At 67.1% G+C, this 16,494-nt stretch carries 10 protein-coding genes; 5 read left to right on the top strand and 5 right to left on the bottom strand.

Annotated elements, in window-relative coordinates; translation table 11 throughout:
• Nucleotides 1-78 precede the first annotated feature (78 nt).
• Nucleotides 79-2,775: a PAS domain S-box protein gene (locus A7D17_RS12580; RefSeq protein WP_064509394.1), complete on the top strand. Its 2,697-nt coding sequence runs from the start codon at nt 79-81 to the stop codon at nt 2,773-2,775.
• A 56-nt stretch (nt 2,776-2,831) separates the two neighbouring features.
• On the opposite strand, the gene A7D17_RS12585 is transcribed toward A7D17_RS12580, so the two are convergent.
• The 5 genes from A7D17_RS12585 to A7D17_RS12605 all read right to left on the bottom strand — a co-directional run bounded on the left by A7D17_RS12585 (nt 2,832) and on the right by A7D17_RS12605 (nt 8,734).
• Complete coding sequence (locus A7D17_RS12585; RefSeq protein ID WP_064509395.1) at nt 2,832-3,719, bottom strand: SDR family oxidoreductase; 888 nt, start codon at nt 3,717-3,719, stop codon at nt 2,832-2,834.
• A 171-nt stretch (nt 3,720-3,890) separates the two neighbouring features.
• Nucleotides 3,891-4,520 (bottom strand): TetR/AcrR family transcriptional regulator, encoded by a 630-nt coding sequence (locus A7D17_RS12590; RefSeq protein WP_239692179.1) that lies wholly within the window; start codon nt 4,518-4,520, stop codon nt 3,891-3,893.
• Between the two features lie 114 nt (nt 4,521-4,634).
• Nucleotides 4,635-6,821 carry a methyl-accepting chemotaxis protein gene (locus tag A7D17_RS12595; protein ID WP_239692183.1) on the bottom strand — a complete coding sequence of 729 codons (2,187 nt, stop codon included), beginning with the start codon at nt 6,819-6,821 and terminating at the stop codon, nt 4,635-4,637.
• Nucleotides 6,822-6,868: 47 nt separating this feature from the next.
• Nucleotides 6,869-7,171 (bottom strand): hypothetical protein, encoded by a 303-nt coding sequence (locus A7D17_RS12600; RefSeq protein WP_153041942.1) that lies wholly within the window; start codon nt 7,169-7,171, stop codon nt 6,869-6,871.
• A 111-nt stretch (nt 7,172-7,282) separates the two neighbouring features.
• Nucleotides 7,283-8,734, bottom strand: a complete 1,452-nt coding sequence (locus A7D17_RS12605) for a cellulase family glycosylhydrolase (protein WP_064509399.1) — start codon at nt 8,732-8,734, stop codon at nt 7,283-7,285.
• A 211-nt stretch (nt 8,735-8,945) separates the two neighbouring features.
• Here A7D17_RS12605 and A7D17_RS12610 point away from each other — a divergent pair, with 211 nt between their 5' ends.
• From A7D17_RS12610 to mdoH, 4 genes are all read left to right on the top strand, one after another.
• Entirely contained in the window at nt 8,946-10,433 is a 1,488-nt protein-coding gene (locus tag A7D17_RS12610; RefSeq protein ID WP_064509400.1) for a SulP family inorganic anion transporter, read from the top strand.
• 234 nt (nt 10,434-10,667) lie between these two features.
• Nucleotides 10,668-11,648: a GGDEF domain-containing protein gene (locus A7D17_RS12615; protein ID WP_064509401.1), complete on the top strand. Its 981-nt coding sequence runs from the start codon at nt 10,668-10,670 to the stop codon at nt 11,646-11,648.
• A gap of 318 nt (nt 11,649-11,966) precedes the next feature.
• A complete protein-coding gene (locus A7D17_RS12620) occupies nt 11,967-13,601 on the top strand; it encodes a M28 family metallopeptidase (protein WP_095522605.1) in 1,635 nt (544 codons plus the stop codon).
• A 734-nt stretch (nt 13,602-14,335) separates the two neighbouring features.
• Entirely contained in the window at nt 14,336-16,273 is a 1,938-nt protein-coding gene (gene mdoH / locus A7D17_RS12625; protein WP_064509402.1) for a glucans biosynthesis glucosyltransferase MdoH, read from the top strand.
• Nucleotides 16,274-16,494 lie beyond the last annotated feature (221 nt).

Consider the following 16,494-nt stretch of genomic DNA (forward strand, 5'->3'; position numbering starts at 1 on the left):
CAGGGTGCGTCCACGCCGCCCTCGCAATCAGAGTTTGCACACGCGCCGGGGAACCGCAGTCGACCCCGTTGTACGGCGATGCCGACGCGGCCGCGTCAACGAACGCGGCCGCGGGCGCTTAAGTTGGCCATCGCCTCGCCGTTACCTGGTGCGACCTACCTTGACCCGATGTCACCTGCCGACCACGCCATGACTGCCCCGTTGCCACCCGTGCCGATCCCCGCCAACGACGCCCAGCGCGTGGAAGCGGTGCGCCGGCTGGAAGTGCTCGATACCGAGGCCGAAGCCGAGTTCGACGACATCGCCTGGCTGGCCGCGCACGTGACCGGCGCCCCGATGGCGCTGGTGTCGCTGCTCGACGCGGACCGGCAATGGTTCAAGGCACGCTGCGGGACCGACCTGGAAGGCACGCCGCGCAGCGTGTCGTTCTGCTCGCACACGGTGATGGGCACCGAGCTGATGGAAGTGCCCGATGCGGAGGCTGACCCGCGCTTCGTCAATAACCCGCTGGTGACCAACGCGCCCGGCGTGCGCTCGTATGCAGGCGTGCCGCTGATCGGCCGCGAAGGCTACGCCTACGGCACCCTGTGCACGCTCAGCACCCGATCGCGCGTGCTCGAGGACCAGCAGAAGCAGGCGCTGATCCGGCTGGCGCGACAGGCGGTCAGCCAGCTGGAAGCCCGCCGCGATCGGCTGGCCGCACAGGCGCAGCGGAAGACCCTGAGCATGTTGCTGGAAGCCATGCCCGATGGCGTGGTGGCCTGCGGCACCGATGGCCTGCTGCGCGAGTTCAATCATGCTGCGCGGCAATGGCACGGCGCCGACCCGCGCGTGCTGCCACCGGCGCAATGGGCGCAGCACTTCGATCTGTATACCGCCGACGGCAATACGCTGTTGCCCACCGACGCCATTCCGCTGCTGCGCGCCTGGCGCGGCGAGCACGTGCGCAATGCCGAACTGGTGATCCGTGCCACCGGCCAGCCGGCACGTAGCGTGCTGTGCAATGCGGACCCGGTGGTGGGCGACAAGGGCACCGCGCTGGGCGCGGTCTGCGTGATGCATGACATCACCCAGCTCAAGGACGCCTCGGCGGCGTTATCGGCCGAGCGCGCACGGTTGCAGGCGCTGGTGGACGCTTCGCAGGACGTGGCGATCATCGCCTTCGATCCACAGGGCCGGATCGAGCTGTTCAATCCCGGTGCCGAACAGTTGCTGGGCTATACGGCCGAAGAGGTCCTGGGTAGCGGCCCGGCACGCTTCCATCTGCAGGCCGAGCTCGAACGGCATATGGCCACCCTGGCGCTGTCGCCCCCGTCGTACGTGAAGTTGGCCGCGGCTGCGGCCGGCGACATGTTGGGTGAAGAACTCTGGACCCTGGTGCGCAAGGACGGCGAGCTGCGCCGCGTGCGCCTGTGCTTCAACATCATCCACGATGCGCAGCAGGGCGTGGCCGGCTATCTGGCGATGGCCATCGACGTCACCGCCGAGCTGCAGGCGCAGGCCGCCGCGCAATTGGCGGCAGAACGGTTTGCCGGTGCCTTCGAAACCGCGCCGCAGGGCATGGCCATCGTGTCGCTGGAAGGCGCCTGGCGCGACGTCAATCCGTCGCTGTGCAGCATCCTGGGCTATCCACGGGAGCAGCTGCTGCGCACCACCTTCCAGCAGATCACCTATCCGGAGGATCTGGATATGGACCTGAAGCTGGTGCAGGAATTGATCGACGGCAAACGCGACAGCTACAGCCTGGCCAAGCGCTATATCAGCCAGCAGGGTGCGGTGATCTGGGCGCAGTTGTCGGTGTCGCTGGTGCGCGACGGCAGCGGCGCGCCGGTGCATTTTGTTTCGCAGATCCAGGATGTCACCGAGCGCCATGTCGCCGCCGAGCGCCTGGCCGAAAGCGAAGCGCGGCTGCGGGCCATCAGTGATGCCACGCCGGCGCTGGTCAGTCAGTTCGATGCCAGCCAGCGCTGTCTGTTTGCCAACGAAGCGCACCGCGACTGGCTGGGCGTGGAGCCCGCCAGTCTGGTCGGCACGCCCATCACCCATCTGCTCGGCGCAGCGCTCAGCGTTCCCGCCCGCACCGCGCTGGCACAGGTGGCGGCCGGACAACGCGCCAGCTTCGAACATGTGCTGCGGATCGGCAGCACGCCACGCGATGTGGAGATCACCCTGGTGCCGGAAACCCGCCGTTCGCGTGCGGGCATGCAAGGCTTCTTCCTGATGGCGCAGGACGTCACCGCGCACAAGACCCTGCACCGCCTGATGCACGAGCGCGCCACCCGCGATGCGCTGACCGGCCTGCCCAACCGCCACGCCTGGACCGAGGCCTTGCAGGCCGCAGTGGTGCAGGCGCAGCAGTTGCAGCTCGCGGTGGCGGTGATGTTCCTGGACCTGGATGGCTTCAAGCGCATCAACGACACCTACGGCCACCGCGCCGGCGATGCAGTGCTGGTGGCGTTCGGTCATTGCCTGCAACGCGCAGCGGGCGAGCGCTATCTGGTGGCACGCCTGGCCGGCGACGAATTCGTGGTGCTGCTGGACGACCTGCAGGATCCGCAGGCCGAATGCGCTGCAGTGGCTCAACGGATTCGTCACGAGGCCGCAGCGGGCGCCGTGTTCGGCGAGCAACACCTCCCGATCCACTCAAGCATCGGCGTAGCCTGGCAACAGGGCCAACAGGCCGATGCTGCCAGCCTGATGCATGCGGCAGACGAAGCGATGTACGCGGTCAAACGTGCGCGTTCGCCGGCCGGGCAAGCAGCGTCCCGGCGCTGAGAGCGATGTGCTGAGTGAGCGCTGCCTGCAGCTGCAGGCAGTACGTGTCGCTTGGCTCAGTTGCGCATCAGCGCAAGATCGGCGAGCAGGCCCGGACCGGTCGGATGCCATCCCAGGCGCTGCTGGGTCTGCGTGCCGGATGCGGGCAGGTCGTGCATGGCAAAGCGCGTCAGCCAGCCAAAATGCGCCTGCGCCTGTTCTGGCGGCAACGCGGCCACAGGCACGTTCACGCCACGGCCAATGGCCTCGGCGATCTCGCGCAGCGGCACGCCTTGTTCGGCAACCGCGTGATACTTGCTGCCGGCATTGCCTGTTTCCGCCGCCAATGTGTACAAGCGCGCAGCATCCAGCAGGTGCGTTGCCGGCCAGCGGTTGCTGCCATCACCCACAAACGCCGAGCGCCCGGTTGCGCGCGCCAGCTCGATGAGGTGGCTGACCAGACCTTGCTTGATCTGGTCGTGTACCTGCGGGAGCCGTACCACTGACACGTTGACGCCACGCTGCAGCAACGACTCCGCGGCTTCTTCCGAGGCGGCGCGCGGCAACACGCTCGAACTGGCGATCGGGTTGGTTTCCAACGCGGGCTCGCCCGCAGTGGCATTTGCGGTGCCGGTGGTAGAGGTGGTCACCAACGGGCGCTGCGAGCCGGCCAGTGCCGAGCCGAGCACGTCGATGACGCGGCGGTCTGCCTCGCAATTGGCCACAAACTGCGAGAAATCGTGATTGAACGCGGTGTGGATGACGGCATCGGCCTGCGCTGCTGCCTGGCGCAGCGTGCCGAGGTCCTCGAGTGTGCCGCGCTGCACCTGTGCGCCGGCTGCCAGCAGCGTGGCTGCGGCCGTGTCCGAGCGTGCGAGCCCGATGACGTGGTGGCCGGCATGCAGGAGATCGGCGACGACGGCAGTGCCGATGAATCCGGTGGCGCCGGTGACGAAAATGCGCATTGCGTGTGCTCTTTGAGGAAGGTGGCCAGAGCGACCATGCTGAGAGCAATCAGCCCGTTGCGAAACTCGCATTGGCCGCGCCGCCAATACGCCTGCAACGTCGGCCGATCCACGCAGCGGCGGTCAGTCTGCTGGCATGACTGCTCGCATTTCAAAGCCTCCAGGCGATCGCTAGACAGGCGATGCGCCGGTGGTGCGCGGGTCTTGCGGCCCCGCGGGGGGCATGCCGAGATAGCCGAACACGGCGCGGCCAATGCGCTGTTCCAGCCCGGCATGATCGTGTTCGCCCCGGTCGCCGGCCGTATTGACCATGCCGCGCACGATGGCGATGACATCGTCGATCGCCTTCGTTGGATCCGGCTGCGTGGGGACATCCGCACGTGCCAGCAATTGCCCCACCAATGCGGTCATCGCGACGATGAACGGCGCCAGCTCGCTGGCGATCACCGGGCGCGTCTGCTCGTAGTCGAGCAGGCGTGCCAATGTTGGCCGATGCAGTTGTTGCCTGACTGCGGCGCTGATGAGTTGCACCAACGCGCCGCGGCCGTCCGTCGCCTGCTGCGCGGCCTGTGCCTCGGTCAGAAACGCACCGCGCTCGCGTTGGCAAAGCGCCACGATCAATGCGTCCTTGCTGGGGAAATACTGATAGAGCGAACCAATGCTGACCCCGGCACGCTGCGCCACGCGATTGGTGCTCAGACGCTCGGTGCCCTCGCTCTCCAGCAGGCACGCCACCGCTTCCAGCAACATAGCGACGGTGTAGGCGGCCCGCGATTGCCTTGGCACCTTGCGTGGACGCACCGGAGAAGGCTGTTGTTTCGTCACGATCGCAGGCGCAATGGCAGGGGCACGTATGCTACCGATATTGCCTGCCGCACACCGCGAGACAGCCCGGGTGCAAGGCAGGCAATACGCCTAGGCACGCAGCCGGTGGTCGTGCGCAGTCTGCGGAGCGGTAGCCGGCGTTGCGCTGGTGTGTTCGTTCGATGCGCGGTGAGCATGCTGTCGCTGCGCGCTCGGTGCCAGGCGGAACACGGCCACCGCGCGTGCCAGGTCCGCGGCTTGGTCTTCCAGGCTGCGTGCGGCTGCCGTGGCTTCTTCCACCAGTGCTGCGTTCTGTTGGGTCATTTCATCCAGCTGCATCACCGTGGTGCTGACCTGTTCGATACCGGCGCTCTGTTCGGTGCTGGCGGCGGTGATCTCGGCCATGATGTCGGTCACGCGCTTCACCGAGCTGACCACCTCGGTCATGGTGCTGCCGGCCTGCTGCACCAGGCCCGAGCCCTGTTCCACCTTTTCCACCGAGTCGGAGATCAGCTGCTTGATTTCCTTGGCCGCACCGGCCGAACGCTGCGCCAGTGCACGCACTTCCGTCGCCACCACCGCAAAGCCGCGGCCCTGTTCGCCGGCACGCGCAGCTTCCACCGCTGCGTTCAAGGCCAGGATGTTGGTCTGGAACGCGATGCCGTCGATCACGCCGATGATGTCGGAAATGCGCGCCGAGGCCTGGGTGATCGCCTGCATGGTGGTGACCACGTCCTGCACCACGCGCCCGCCGCTCTCGGCGACGTCGCCGGTGCCCTTGACCAGCTGATTGGCCTGGCGCGCGTTGTCGGCATTCTGGCGCACGGTGGACGTCAGTTCTTCCATCGAGGCGGCGGTTTCTTCCAGGTTCGCAGCCTGGTTCTCGGTGCGCGTGGACAGGTCGGCGTTGCCGCTGGCGATCTCGCCGGCGGCGGTATTGATCATCTCGGCCGAATGCTGGATACCCTGCACGATGCTGGTCAGCTGGATCGCAGTGCGGTTGGCGGCGTCGGCCAGGCGACCGAATGCGCCTTCGTAATGCGATTCAACCCGCTGCGACAGGTCGCCATCGGCAATGGCGGCCATGATGCGGCCCACATCGTCCAGGCCGGCATCGGCCTGCTGCATCAAGCGGTTCAAGGCCTGCACCATTTCTGCAAACGCAAACTGGTAGCGCCCCTGCTCGCCGCGTGCGGAGAAGTCGCCACGCGCGGCCGCATCGGCCAGGCGCGCGATATCGCCATTGATCGCCGACAGGTTGCGCTTCACCGTATCCAGCGCGTCATGCAGGGCAGCGCGCTGGCCGGGCAGGCGGCGCATGTCGCGGCGCAGATCGCCACGGCCATACTCGCTCATCACATCCATCGCCTCGTTGATGGCATCCAGGTGTTCGAACACCACGGTGTTCACGCCATGCGCCAGCGTGCCGTAATCGCCGGGAAAGTCCTCCGGAATGCGATGCGCGATGTTCTCGCCCTGCTGCAGGCGGATCATGGTCTGCATCTCGCCATTGAAGCGCTGCAGCTGGGTCTGCATCTGCTGCATGCTGTGCATCAGCTGGCCGGTTTCATCGCGCGATTCCACCCGGATAGCGTTATCGAAACGGCCCGAGGCGATTGCTTCGGCAGTGCGGGTTGCTGCACGCAACGGCGCGGCCATGGCCGAGGCAATCAGCCAGCACACGCCGATCACCATCGCCACCAGTGCGGCGCCGATCAGGGTGAGTGTGCGGGTGAAGCCCCAGGCTTGCAGCTGGATGTCTTCGGCGTAGACGCCCATCACCAACACCCAGTTCCAGGCCGGAAAGGTCTTGGCATAGCTGATCTTGGGCAGCTGTTCCTTCTTGCCCGGCTTGGGCGCGTCGTAATAGCTGAAGCCGTCGCCGCTGTCGATGGCGGTCTTGATGTCGCGATACACGTACTGCCCGGCATCGCTCTTGTAGTCGGTCATGTCGGTACCGACCGGGCGCTTGGGATGCATCAGGATGCGCATCTGCGGATCGACGATGAAGAAGTAGTCCACGCCATCGTTGGTGCGCATGTCGGCCAGGGTGGTGCGCGCAGCCTCTTTCGCCTGGTCAGCGGTGAGTTCGCCGCTTTTGACCTTGTCGGCGTAGTGCTGCATCACGGTCAGCCCCATCTCGACCTCGGTCTTGACACTGAGCTTGCGTGCCTCGATCAGGTCCAGGTATTGCAGGCGCGCGGCAGCGACCGCCAACAGGATCACGCCCACGGTCAGCAGCGTGCACAACAGGACGAACTTGCGGGTGAGCGGGAGATTGGCAACGTGACGACGCAACAGGGAGACGACAGGCATGGCAACGACATCCAAAAATGCGCAGGGCGCTACCTTCGGGATATCGGCGGCGCCGCGATCGGATGAAGCGCTATCTGCGGCAGCGCCTGCTTGTAGTTGCGATAGGTCGATGCATCGCAGCTGCCTGCAGGCTGGGCAGCCAGCGACACCGGCAATGCGCGGCGATGAATCACGCGTAGATGTGCAAGGGCATTCGCTGCGTGCGTCGCATTGCAGGCATTGATGTCACGTGCGCGCAACGGTTGAGGTGTGGATGCGATGCGCCGGCAGTTCCCCATGACGGATCCTGGCCGCAAGAGATGCAGTGACGGGATCGCATCGATACCGGGCATCGCCGGCCACGGTGCGTGGTCGGCATGCAGTCTTCAATCCAGCCAGGCGGTGATCGCCCGATCACCGCCTGGCCGGTGGGGCGGACACGCAGGGTGTCCGCCGGGTCCTGCTTATGTTGCCGAGCAGAAGCCAAACTCGGCCGTTGCGCCGGCCGAGAGCGTGCGGTTGAAATCCACGCCGCTTGCGCTCAGGCTGCTGCCGCTCTGCGACCACACCACGTTCCAGGCGTTGTTGACCTTGCCGGTGACCGGCACCGTCACCGCCCAGTTACCGCTGGCGGTACCGGTGTTGGTGACCTGCACCCGGTTGCACGCGCCGCCGTTCCAGCTGCTGTCCAGGATCACCTTGGTGCTGAAGGTGCTGGTACCCGGGGTGGGGGTCGGAGTCGGCGTCGGCGTTGGTGTCGGAGTGGGCGTAGGAGTGGGCGTCGGCGTCGGCGTGGTGCTGGAGACGGTGCCCCACAGGGTGCGCAGCAGCGTCATCTTGTCCTGGCGCACGGTGGTCCAGTCATCGCGCAGGATGCCGCCGGTGTCGCCGCTGTTGGGATTCCACGACCAGTAGAAGCCCTCGTTGATGCCCTTGCTGCGCAGGTACTTCACCAGCGCGTCCTGCCAGACCTTGTCGCGTGCATCGCCTTCGCCGTACTTGCCGCCGAACTCGCCCAGCAGCAATGCGTACTTGCCGGCGAACTGGCCGAAGTGGCGGTCCCAGATGGCCGGCATGTTGTTGGGGAAGTTGCTGTCGTTGAAGTACGACTGCACGTACACGTCCGGGCCGTAGACATGCGGCGCCAGCAGCAGGCGGTTGGCCGGGATGTTCAGCGGGGTGCAGGCCAGCGGCTGCAGGTTGCCGCCCCAGTAGATGCCGCCATTGGTGGAGCACACCGGGTTGTCGGTGATGCCTTCCACGGCAATGATCCACTTCGGCGCCACGGCCAGCACTGCGGCCGACCCGCGCTCGGCGGCCTTGTTCCAGTCGGTGGCGGCGTTGCCGGTGCCCCAGGTGGCGGCGCCGTGCGGTTCGTTCTTCAGGTCCAGGCCGAGCACATACGGCACGTTCTTGTAGCGGTTGGCCACAAAGCGCAGGTCGGCCAGCCACTGGGCTTCGGTGTAGGAGCCGGTGTACCAGAGTTCGGAGATGCCGGCGCAATCGGGGGTGTGGTGATCCAGCAGCACGTACATGCCGCGCGCGTTGAATTCGTTGATCACCTTGTCGAGGATCTGCAGCGAGGTCAGGCCCTGCAGATCGGCGTTGCGGCTGTAGTCGATGCTGCTGGGCATCTGGCCGCTACGCAGCGTGGCCGGGCAGAACGGCAGGCGTACCGCATTGAAGCCCAGGCCCTGCATCTGGACGATCATGTCCTTCCAGTTGCGCGCCCACAGGCCGTGCATGACATGGTTGCCGGTCTCGAAGCCGAACACGTTGACACCCTTGAGCTGCACCACCTTGCCGCTGTCGTCGACAACCTTGTTGTTGCTGATGGAATAGCTGAAGGCCGGCGCGGCGGCCAGGGCCATCGCGGTCGCCAATGCGAGCGTACTTGCAGTCCTGAAGATGGACATGGTTATCTCCCTAGATAACCGGACTCGACACCCGAGCCCGGTGAGGGGGGCATCTTGGTCTGCAGCCGCGTCGCGTGGCGTGATCGCTGCCACAGAAAAGCGCATTGGCGCACAGATCACAGGCGGGCTGCGGGCGCGGTCGCTTTCCCGCACACTATCGCCGCTGCGCACTGTCCGCAGGCTGTCCTTTCTGTCCCCGGAGTGTCCCCCAATGTCTTTCCTGCGTGCCGAACTGGCGCAATGGCGCGCGTCGCCCGCGCGCGAACTCATGGCCGGTGCGGTCGCCACGTTTGCCCTGATTCCCGAGGTGATCGCATTCGCCTTCGTGGCCGGCGTGGATCCGCAGGTCGGTCTGTTCGCATCCTTCGTGATTGGCATCGTGATTGCGTTTTGCGGCGGACGCCCGGCGATGATTTCTGCTGCGGCCGGCTCGGTGGCCCTGGTGGCGGCGCCGCTGGTGGCCGCGCACGGCTTGCCGTACCTGTTGGCCGCCGGCCTGCTGGCTGGCGCGGTGCAGATCGCGTTCGGGCTGCTGCGGCTGGGCGTGCTGATGCGCTTCGTCAGCAGTTCGGTGCGTACCGGTTTCGTCAATGCGCTGGCGGTGCTGATCTTCGCCGCGCAGCTGCCGCATCTGCTGGGCGCCAACCTCGCCACCTGGGCGATGCTCGGGGTGGGCCTGGCGATCATCTACGGCCTGCCGCGCCTGCGCGTGCCCGGGCTGTCGGCGATTCCCTCGCCCCTGCTGTGCATTGCGCTGCTGACCATCGCCGGCAGCGTGCTGCACCTGCCGCTCAAGACGGTGGCCGACCTCGGCAAGCTGCCCACTGCGCTGCCGGTCCTGCAGTGGCCGTCGGTGCCGCTGACGCTGGAGACCTTGCGCATTATCGCGTTGCCGGCGCTGGCCATCGCGATGGTGGGCCTGCTCGAATCGTTGATGACCGCGCGCGTGGTCGATGAGCTCACCGACACCCCCAGCAACAAGAACCGCGAGTGCACCGGGCTGGGCATCGCCAACGCGGCGGCCAGCCTGTTCGGCGGCATCGCCGGCTGCGGCATGATCGGCCAGACCGTGGGCAACGTGAAGTACGGCGGCCGTGGCCGGCTGTCGACGCTGTTTGCCGGCGTGTTCCTGCTGGTCCTGATGGTGCTGCTCAAGCCATGGGTGTCGCAGGTGCCGGTGGTCGCGCTGGTGGCGATCATGGTGATGGTCTCGGCCGAGACCTTCGACTGGCGTTCGCTGCGCACCGTCATCACCCATCCGCGCACCTCCAGCGTGGTGATGCTGGCCACGGTGGCAGTGACACTGGCCACCCACAACCTGGCCGCCGGGGTGGCGGTGGGGGTGGTGTTGAGCGGGGTGTTCTTCACCTTCAAGGTGGCCGGGCTGCTGCAGATCACGCACGACGATGGCGCAGACGGCGTGCGGACCTACAGCGTGCGCGGGCAGGTGTTCTTCGCCTCCGCCGACGTGTTCATCGACGCCTTCGATGCGCGCCAGGTGCCCGGCCGCAGCGTGGTGATCGATGTCAGCCGTGCGCACTTCTGGGACATCACCGCCGTGGCCGCCCTGGACAAGGTGGTGCAGCGGCTGCGGCACCATGATCTGGAGGTGCAGGTCAGGGGTTTGAATGCCGGCAGCCGGCGCCTGATGCAGGCGCATGCGCTGGGCGAAGACGCGCTGGAATCCGCGCTCCCCTGAACCCGCGTGGGCGCTGCGAACGCCCGGCGCAGCGGGCGTTTTTGTCCGCAGCATAAGGGTGGCTGGCCGTTGGCTGAGCGTGGCCAGCCAGCGACCTCAAGTTTGCATGGCCCACGCCGATGAACCGGCATCCTGATTGCCGGTCGCTGCCGTGAAGCCTGTGCGTTGCCACTCCAGTTGTCTGCCAGCGGTCCGTGCCCGCCACACCGGGCCTGCGCGTGGGCCGAGGCGCCGATGAGCACCACGCCCTTGCTGGAGCGGATGGTGGACATGACGGCCATCCGCGATGCCGATCTGCTCGACCTGAGCCTGCTGCGCACCATGCGCGAGGTCTGCGCCGCCGACGACCTGTCGCTGCTGCGCATCGCCCCGGACGGCCGCAGCATGGCCGAAACCCGGCTGCGCGACGATGGCCGGCTGCAGTTGACGGTGGCTGAGCTGAAGGATACGCAGCTGCGTGCCCAGCTGGCCGATGTGCATGGCGCGGGCGACGTGGTGCAGCTGCATCAGGACGGCCGCGCGCTGCTGGTCTACCCGATGATGGAAGCACGCGGCATCCGCACCTGCCTGCGGGTGGGTAGCGCACGCGCGCCTGGTGCCGCCGAACAGGCGATGCTGCAAGGCTTCGCACGTTTCTTCCAGAACTACCGCAGCCTGCTCGACGATGCCCAGCGCGACGCGCTGACCGGCCTGCGCAACCGCAAGACCTTCGACGATGTGATCCTGCAGCTGTTCTCCGGCAGCGCCGAGGCGGCAGCGACGCAGGGCGTGTGGCTGGGAATCGTGGACATCGATCACTTCAAGCGCGTCAACGACACCTTTGGCCATCTGTATGGCGACGAGGTCCTGTTGCTGGTGGCGCAGCTGATGCAGCGTGCATTTCGCCAGGACGATCTGCTGTTCCGGTTCGGCGGCGAGGAATTCGTGATCGTGCTGCGTGGGGTGGATCGCGATGTCGCGGTCAGCCTGTTCGAGCGCTTCCGCGCGGCGGTGGCCGGGCACGACTTCCCGCAGGTGGGCCAGGTCACCCTCAGCACCGGCATCGTGGAACTGACCCATGGCCGCTTGATCAGCCAGATGCTCGACGAGGCCGACAAGGCGCTGTACTGGGCCAAGCAGCACGGCCGCAATCGCGCGGCGGTGTATGCCGAATTGATTGCCAGCGGCCAGATGCAGCAGCTGGCCCAGCAGGTCGGCAGCGTCGACCTGTTCTGAGCGCGCGGCAATCACGTCCATTGCGCAACCTCGGGCTGGCGCGCCTGTGCGCCGGATCGAGGTGGCCTGCGTGCAGACCGTGTTGCTCGCGCTTGGCGCAGGATCCTGACGACTGCGCGCAGCCACGCCATGCCGGCACTACAGGCCGGGTCCGCGTGCAGCAAGCCCGCCGGCACGGATCGCGCCTCACTGCACCGCCAGCAGGTCCCGGCCGCAGTGGCTACACTCGGGGGCTGTTCGGATAACACCTGGGGTGCTGCAGTGAAGCGAGTTGTGATCAAGCGTGCCGCGATCAAGCGGGCCGGCAAGACCGCGGCGATGGGCCTGCTGGCGATGGCGGTCTCGACCGTGGTGATGGCGCAGGCGCCGACGTTCGATGGCGCGCGCATCTCGCGCGACGTCAAGGAACTGGCCTCCGACGCCTATGAAGGCCGCGGCCCGGCCACCGCCGGCGAAGAGAAGACCATTGCCTACCTGAGCAAGCAGTTCGCAGACACCGGCCTGCAGCCTGGCGGTGATCTCGCCGATGGCAAGCGCCTGTGGACCCAGGCGGTGCCGTTGCGGCGCGCCGATATCGTCGGTGCACCGACCATCGCGCTGGCCGATGCCGGCAAGTCGCAGCCGCTGACCCAGGGCAAGGAGATCGCCATCCGCGCTGCATTGGACGGATCGTCCAAGGTCGACATCGCCAACGCGCCGTTGGTGTTCGTCGGCTACGGCGTCAAGGCGCCCGAGCGCGACTGGGACGACTTCAAGGGCGTGGACCTGAAGGACAAGATTGCGGTGGTGCTGATCAACGATCCGGACTTCGAAACCGGCAAGGGCGCCTTCGACGGTGCCGGCATGACCTACTACGGCCGCTGGACCTACAAGTACGAAGAGGGCGCACGCCAGGGCGCGCTCGGCGTGCTGGTGGTGCACGAAACCGCGCCGGCCTCCTACGGCTGGGACACGGTGGCCAGCTCCAACACCAATACCATGTTCGATGTGGTGCGCGACAACCCGCGCAGCGCGCATCCCACGCTGGAAGGCTGGATCCAGCGCGATCTGGCGGCCACGTTGTTCAAGCGCGCCGGCCTGGATTTCGACGCCTTGAAGAAGCAGGCGCAGACCCGCGGCTTCACGCCGGTCGAACTCAAGGGCCAGGGCCTGAGCGCGAGCTACCAGGTCGCCTCCGACGTGATCACCTCGCATAACGTGGTGGCGCGGCTGGAGGGCAGCAAGCGGCCCGGCGAGACGCTGATCTACAGCGCGCATTGGGACCACATCGGCGTGGGCAAGCCGGATGCGCGGGGCGACACCATCTTCAACGGCGCGCTGGACAACGCCAGCGGTACCGCCGCCTTGCTGGAACTGGCGCGCGGCTTCGCCAAGGCGCCCAGGCCGGAGCGCTCGGTGGTGTTCCTGGCGGTCACCGCCGAGGAAAAGGGCCTGCTGGGCTCGGAGTTCTACGCCTCCAAGCCGCTGTACCCGCTGGACACCACGGTGGCGGTGATCAACATGGACGGCATGAACCCGTTCGTGCCCTCGCGCGACTTCGGCATCTACGGCACCGCCAAGCTCGAACTGCTCGACCAGCTCAAGACCGTGGCCGCGCAGTCCAAGCTGCGCTACACCCCCGACCCCAAGCCGCAGGCCGGGTACTTCTTCCGTTCCGACCACTTCTCCTTCGCCAAGCGTGGCGTGCCGGCGCTGTCGTATGCGGCCGGGCAGGATTGGGAAGTGGGCGGCGTGGCCGCAGGCAAGGCCGCATCCGACGACTACACCGCCAAGCGCTATCACCAGCAAGGCGATGAGTGGAAGCCGGACTGGACCTTTGCCGGCGCAGCGCGCGATCTGGGCGTGCTGTACACGCTGGGCCAGCAGTTGGCCGATTCGCGCCAGTGGCCGAACTGGAGCCAAGATTCGGAATTCCGCGCCACCCGCGATGCCAGCAAGGCGGCACGCAAGTAAGGCATGGTGGTCGGGCAGGGCGGGAGCGCATGCATCACCATCGCCGCTCCCGTCCTTGCTGCTGTCGCCGTCCCGCCGTGCGGGGCGCGTCGCCTGGTGTTGCAGGTCCTGCCTGCGCGCTCTCCCTGCGGTGTGTGCCGGATCGCAGCGATCGTACGCAATGGGGCACTACGCGCCACCGTGGCGAACCGGTCGCAGGATCAGCCGACCCCGGCGTGCGCCTGCCACGCAGCCCGGGTGAGCTGGCGCGCGACACGCCGCCCGACACACGCAGCACGCGACGTCGATCACGCGGGTCTGCCCGTTCCCGGCACGCCCGACATCCCGCAACCGATTGCATGTTTGCGTGCCATGGGTGGCACAACGCTTGCAAAGATCGCGACCACAGCGTGATTCGCGGGCCGTGACAGCGCGCTTGCCAGGCTGCAATCTGTTGGGGTTGCGTTCGGTCGTTACCGCGTAGTCTGCCGCGCGGTCCTCGTCGGGAGGGGCGAAGACCGCACGATGGCCTTCGTTTCCTTTAACGGTCGATTCTTTAGGATGAGCCGCGACGTCGCGTCGCCGCCAGGAGAGTTTGTGCATCGGAGTGGTTTCATAGCTGCCAATACCGCGACCTGGTCGCATGCCGCCGGGCATCCCGCCCGTGCGGTGCGCTCTGCACGATCGCTACGCGTGGCGGGGATGGACCTCCCGCTGCAGCCCGCACTGTCGCACGCATGCGACGGGCAGCCCTGATGGACGGTACCGTGACCCTTTCCCCCGCACCAACCGACTTGCCCCCCACCTCCGCGCTCGATGCCGGCCAGCCCACGCTGCCGCCGGAAGCGCCGTTGGCGATGCCCGAACAATCGCTGCGCGAGGGCCAGCTGAAGGTGCCGCACCAGCGCACCTCGCCCCCCGGCATCGGGCTGCGCCGCTTCTATCTGATCGGCGGTACCTTCGCCACCACTGCCATCGCGGTGTGGGTGATGCTCAGCGTGCTGTGGCCCGACGGCATCAGCGTGCTGGAAGGCTGCCTGCTGGGCCTGTTCGTGCTGCTGTTCGCCTGGATCGCGATGTCCTTCGCCAGCGCGGTGGCCGGCTTCGTCACCGTGGTGGCGCGCGCCGGGCGCAAGCTCGGCATCGACCCGGAGCAGCCCCTGCCCACGCTGCGTTCGCGCACCGCGCTGCTGATGCCCACCTACAACGAAGACCCGCGCCGCCTGCTGGCCGGCCTGCAGGCCATCTACGAATCGGTGGCCGAGACCGGACAGCTGGAGCATTTCGACTTCTTCGTGCTCAGCGACACCACCCGCGAGCATATCGGCCGCGCCGAAGAGCTGGTCTATAACGCGCTGTGCGACCGCGTCGGCGGGCATGGGCGCATCTTCTACCGCCGCCGTGCGGACAATGCCGCGCGCAAGGCCGGCAACGTGGCCGACTGGGTGCGCCGCTTTGGCGGCAGCTATCCGCAGATGCTGATCCTGGACGCCGACAGCGTCATGACCGGCGACACCATCGTGCGGCTGGTCGCGGGCATGGAAAACAACCCGGACGTGGGCCTGATCCAGACCCTGCCGGCGGTGGTCAACGGGCAGACCCTGTTCGCCCGCATGCAGCAATTCGGCGGGCGCGTGTACGGGCCGATCATCGCCTTCGGCGTGGCCTGGTGGCACGGCGCTGAAAGCAATTACTGGGGCCATAACGCCATCATCCGCACCCAGGCCTTTGCCGATCACGCCGGCCTGCCGTCGCTGCGCGGGCGCAAGCCGTTCGGCGGGCATGTGCTCAGCCACGACTTCGTGGAAGCGGCGCTGATGCGGCGCGGCGGCTGGGCCATGCACATGGTGCCGTACCTGCAGGGCAGCTACGAAGAAGGCCCGCCCACACTGACCGACCTGCTGATCCGCGACCGCCGCTGGTGCCAGGGCAACCTGCAGCATGCCAAGGTGGTCAGCGCCAAGGGCCTGCACTGGATCAGCCGCATGCACATGCTGATCGGCATCGGCCATTACTTCACCGCGCCGATGTGGGGCCTGTTGATGCTGATCGGTATCGGCATTCCGCTGGCCGGCGGCGGCATCGACCTGGCCGGCGACCTGCCGTTCTCGCCTGCGCGCTACTGGCACGGCAGCAGCCAGGGCAATGCGATCTGGATCTTCATCTGCACCATGTTTGTGCTGCTGGCGCCCAAGCTGCTGGGCTACATCGCGTTGCTGCTCAACCCGCGCGAACTGCGCGCCTGTGGCGGCGCCATTCGCGCGCTGCTGAGCATCCTGCTGGAAACCGTGCTGGCCGCATTGATGGCGCCGGTGGTGATGTATCTGCAGTCGCGCGGCGTGTTTGAAGTATTGGCCGGCAAGGATTCGGGCTGGGATGCGCAGGTGCGCGACGACGGCAAGCTGTCGTGGCCGGCGCTGTTGCGCAGCTATGGCGGGCTGACCGTGTTTGGCCTGTTCATGGGCGCGGTGGCCTACACCGTCTCGCCGTCGCTGGCCGCCTGGATGGCGCCGGTGATCGTGGGCATGGCGGTATCGATCCCGGTGGTGGCGCTGACCTCGCTGCGCCGTTCCGGCCTGGCACTGCGCCGCGCCGGCATCTTCTGCATCCCCGAAGAGCTCGATCCGCCCAAGGTCCTGGTGCGCGCGTCCGAACTGCGCCGTGCCGCGGCGCTGGAACCGTCGCTGATCTGAGCGACCCTGCCATGCTGGCCAGTGGCGGCCAGCATGCATGCATCTGACACCGCTGACTTCGCAGCGTCGCTACACCTGGCGCTGTGCCACGCCTGCATCCTGAGCAAGTCCCCCCGACATCGATCCGGACAGGGTGCGCGCGTCCCAGCCGCGTCGCGGCCAGTAGCCGATCGTCGATCTGGGCGCCCGCATCCGGCCGGTTCGATCCGGGCAGTGCGTGC

This window comes from Xanthomonas floridensis (assembly GCF_001642575.1).
Lineage (GTDB): Bacteria > Pseudomonadota > Gammaproteobacteria > Xanthomonadales > Xanthomonadaceae > Xanthomonas > Xanthomonas floridensis.

Excerpts from the sequence above, each read along its gene's own strand:
- A7D17_RS12580 (WP_064509394.1), top strand. The coding sequence starts at position 79 with ATGCCGACGCGGCCGCGTCAACGAACGCGGCCGCGGGCGCTTAAGTTG.
- A7D17_RS12585 (WP_064509395.1), bottom strand. The coding sequence starts at position 3,719 with ATGCGCATTTTCGTCACCGGCGCCACCGGATTCATCGGCACTGCCGTC.
- mdoH (WP_064509402.1), top strand. The coding sequence starts at position 14,336 with ATGGACGGTACCGTGACCCTTTCCCCCGCACCAACCGACTTGCCCCCC.
- A7D17_RS12600 (WP_153041942.1), bottom strand. The coding sequence starts at position 7,171 with ATGCCCGGTATCGATGCGATCCCGTCACTGCATCTCTTGCGGCCAGGA.
- A7D17_RS12610 (WP_064509400.1), top strand. The coding sequence starts at position 8,946 with ATGTCTTTCCTGCGTGCCGAACTGGCGCAATGGCGCGCGTCGCCCGCG.
- A7D17_RS12620 (WP_095522605.1), top strand. The coding sequence starts at position 11,967 with ATGGGCCTGCTGGCGATGGCGGTCTCGACCGTGGTGATGGCGCAGGCG.
- A7D17_RS12615 (WP_064509401.1), top strand. The coding sequence starts at position 10,668 with ATGAGCACCACGCCCTTGCTGGAGCGGATGGTGGACATGACGGCCATC.
- A7D17_RS12605 (WP_064509399.1), bottom strand. The coding sequence starts at position 8,734 with ATGTCCATCTTCAGGACTGCAAGTACGCTCGCATTGGCGACCGCGATG.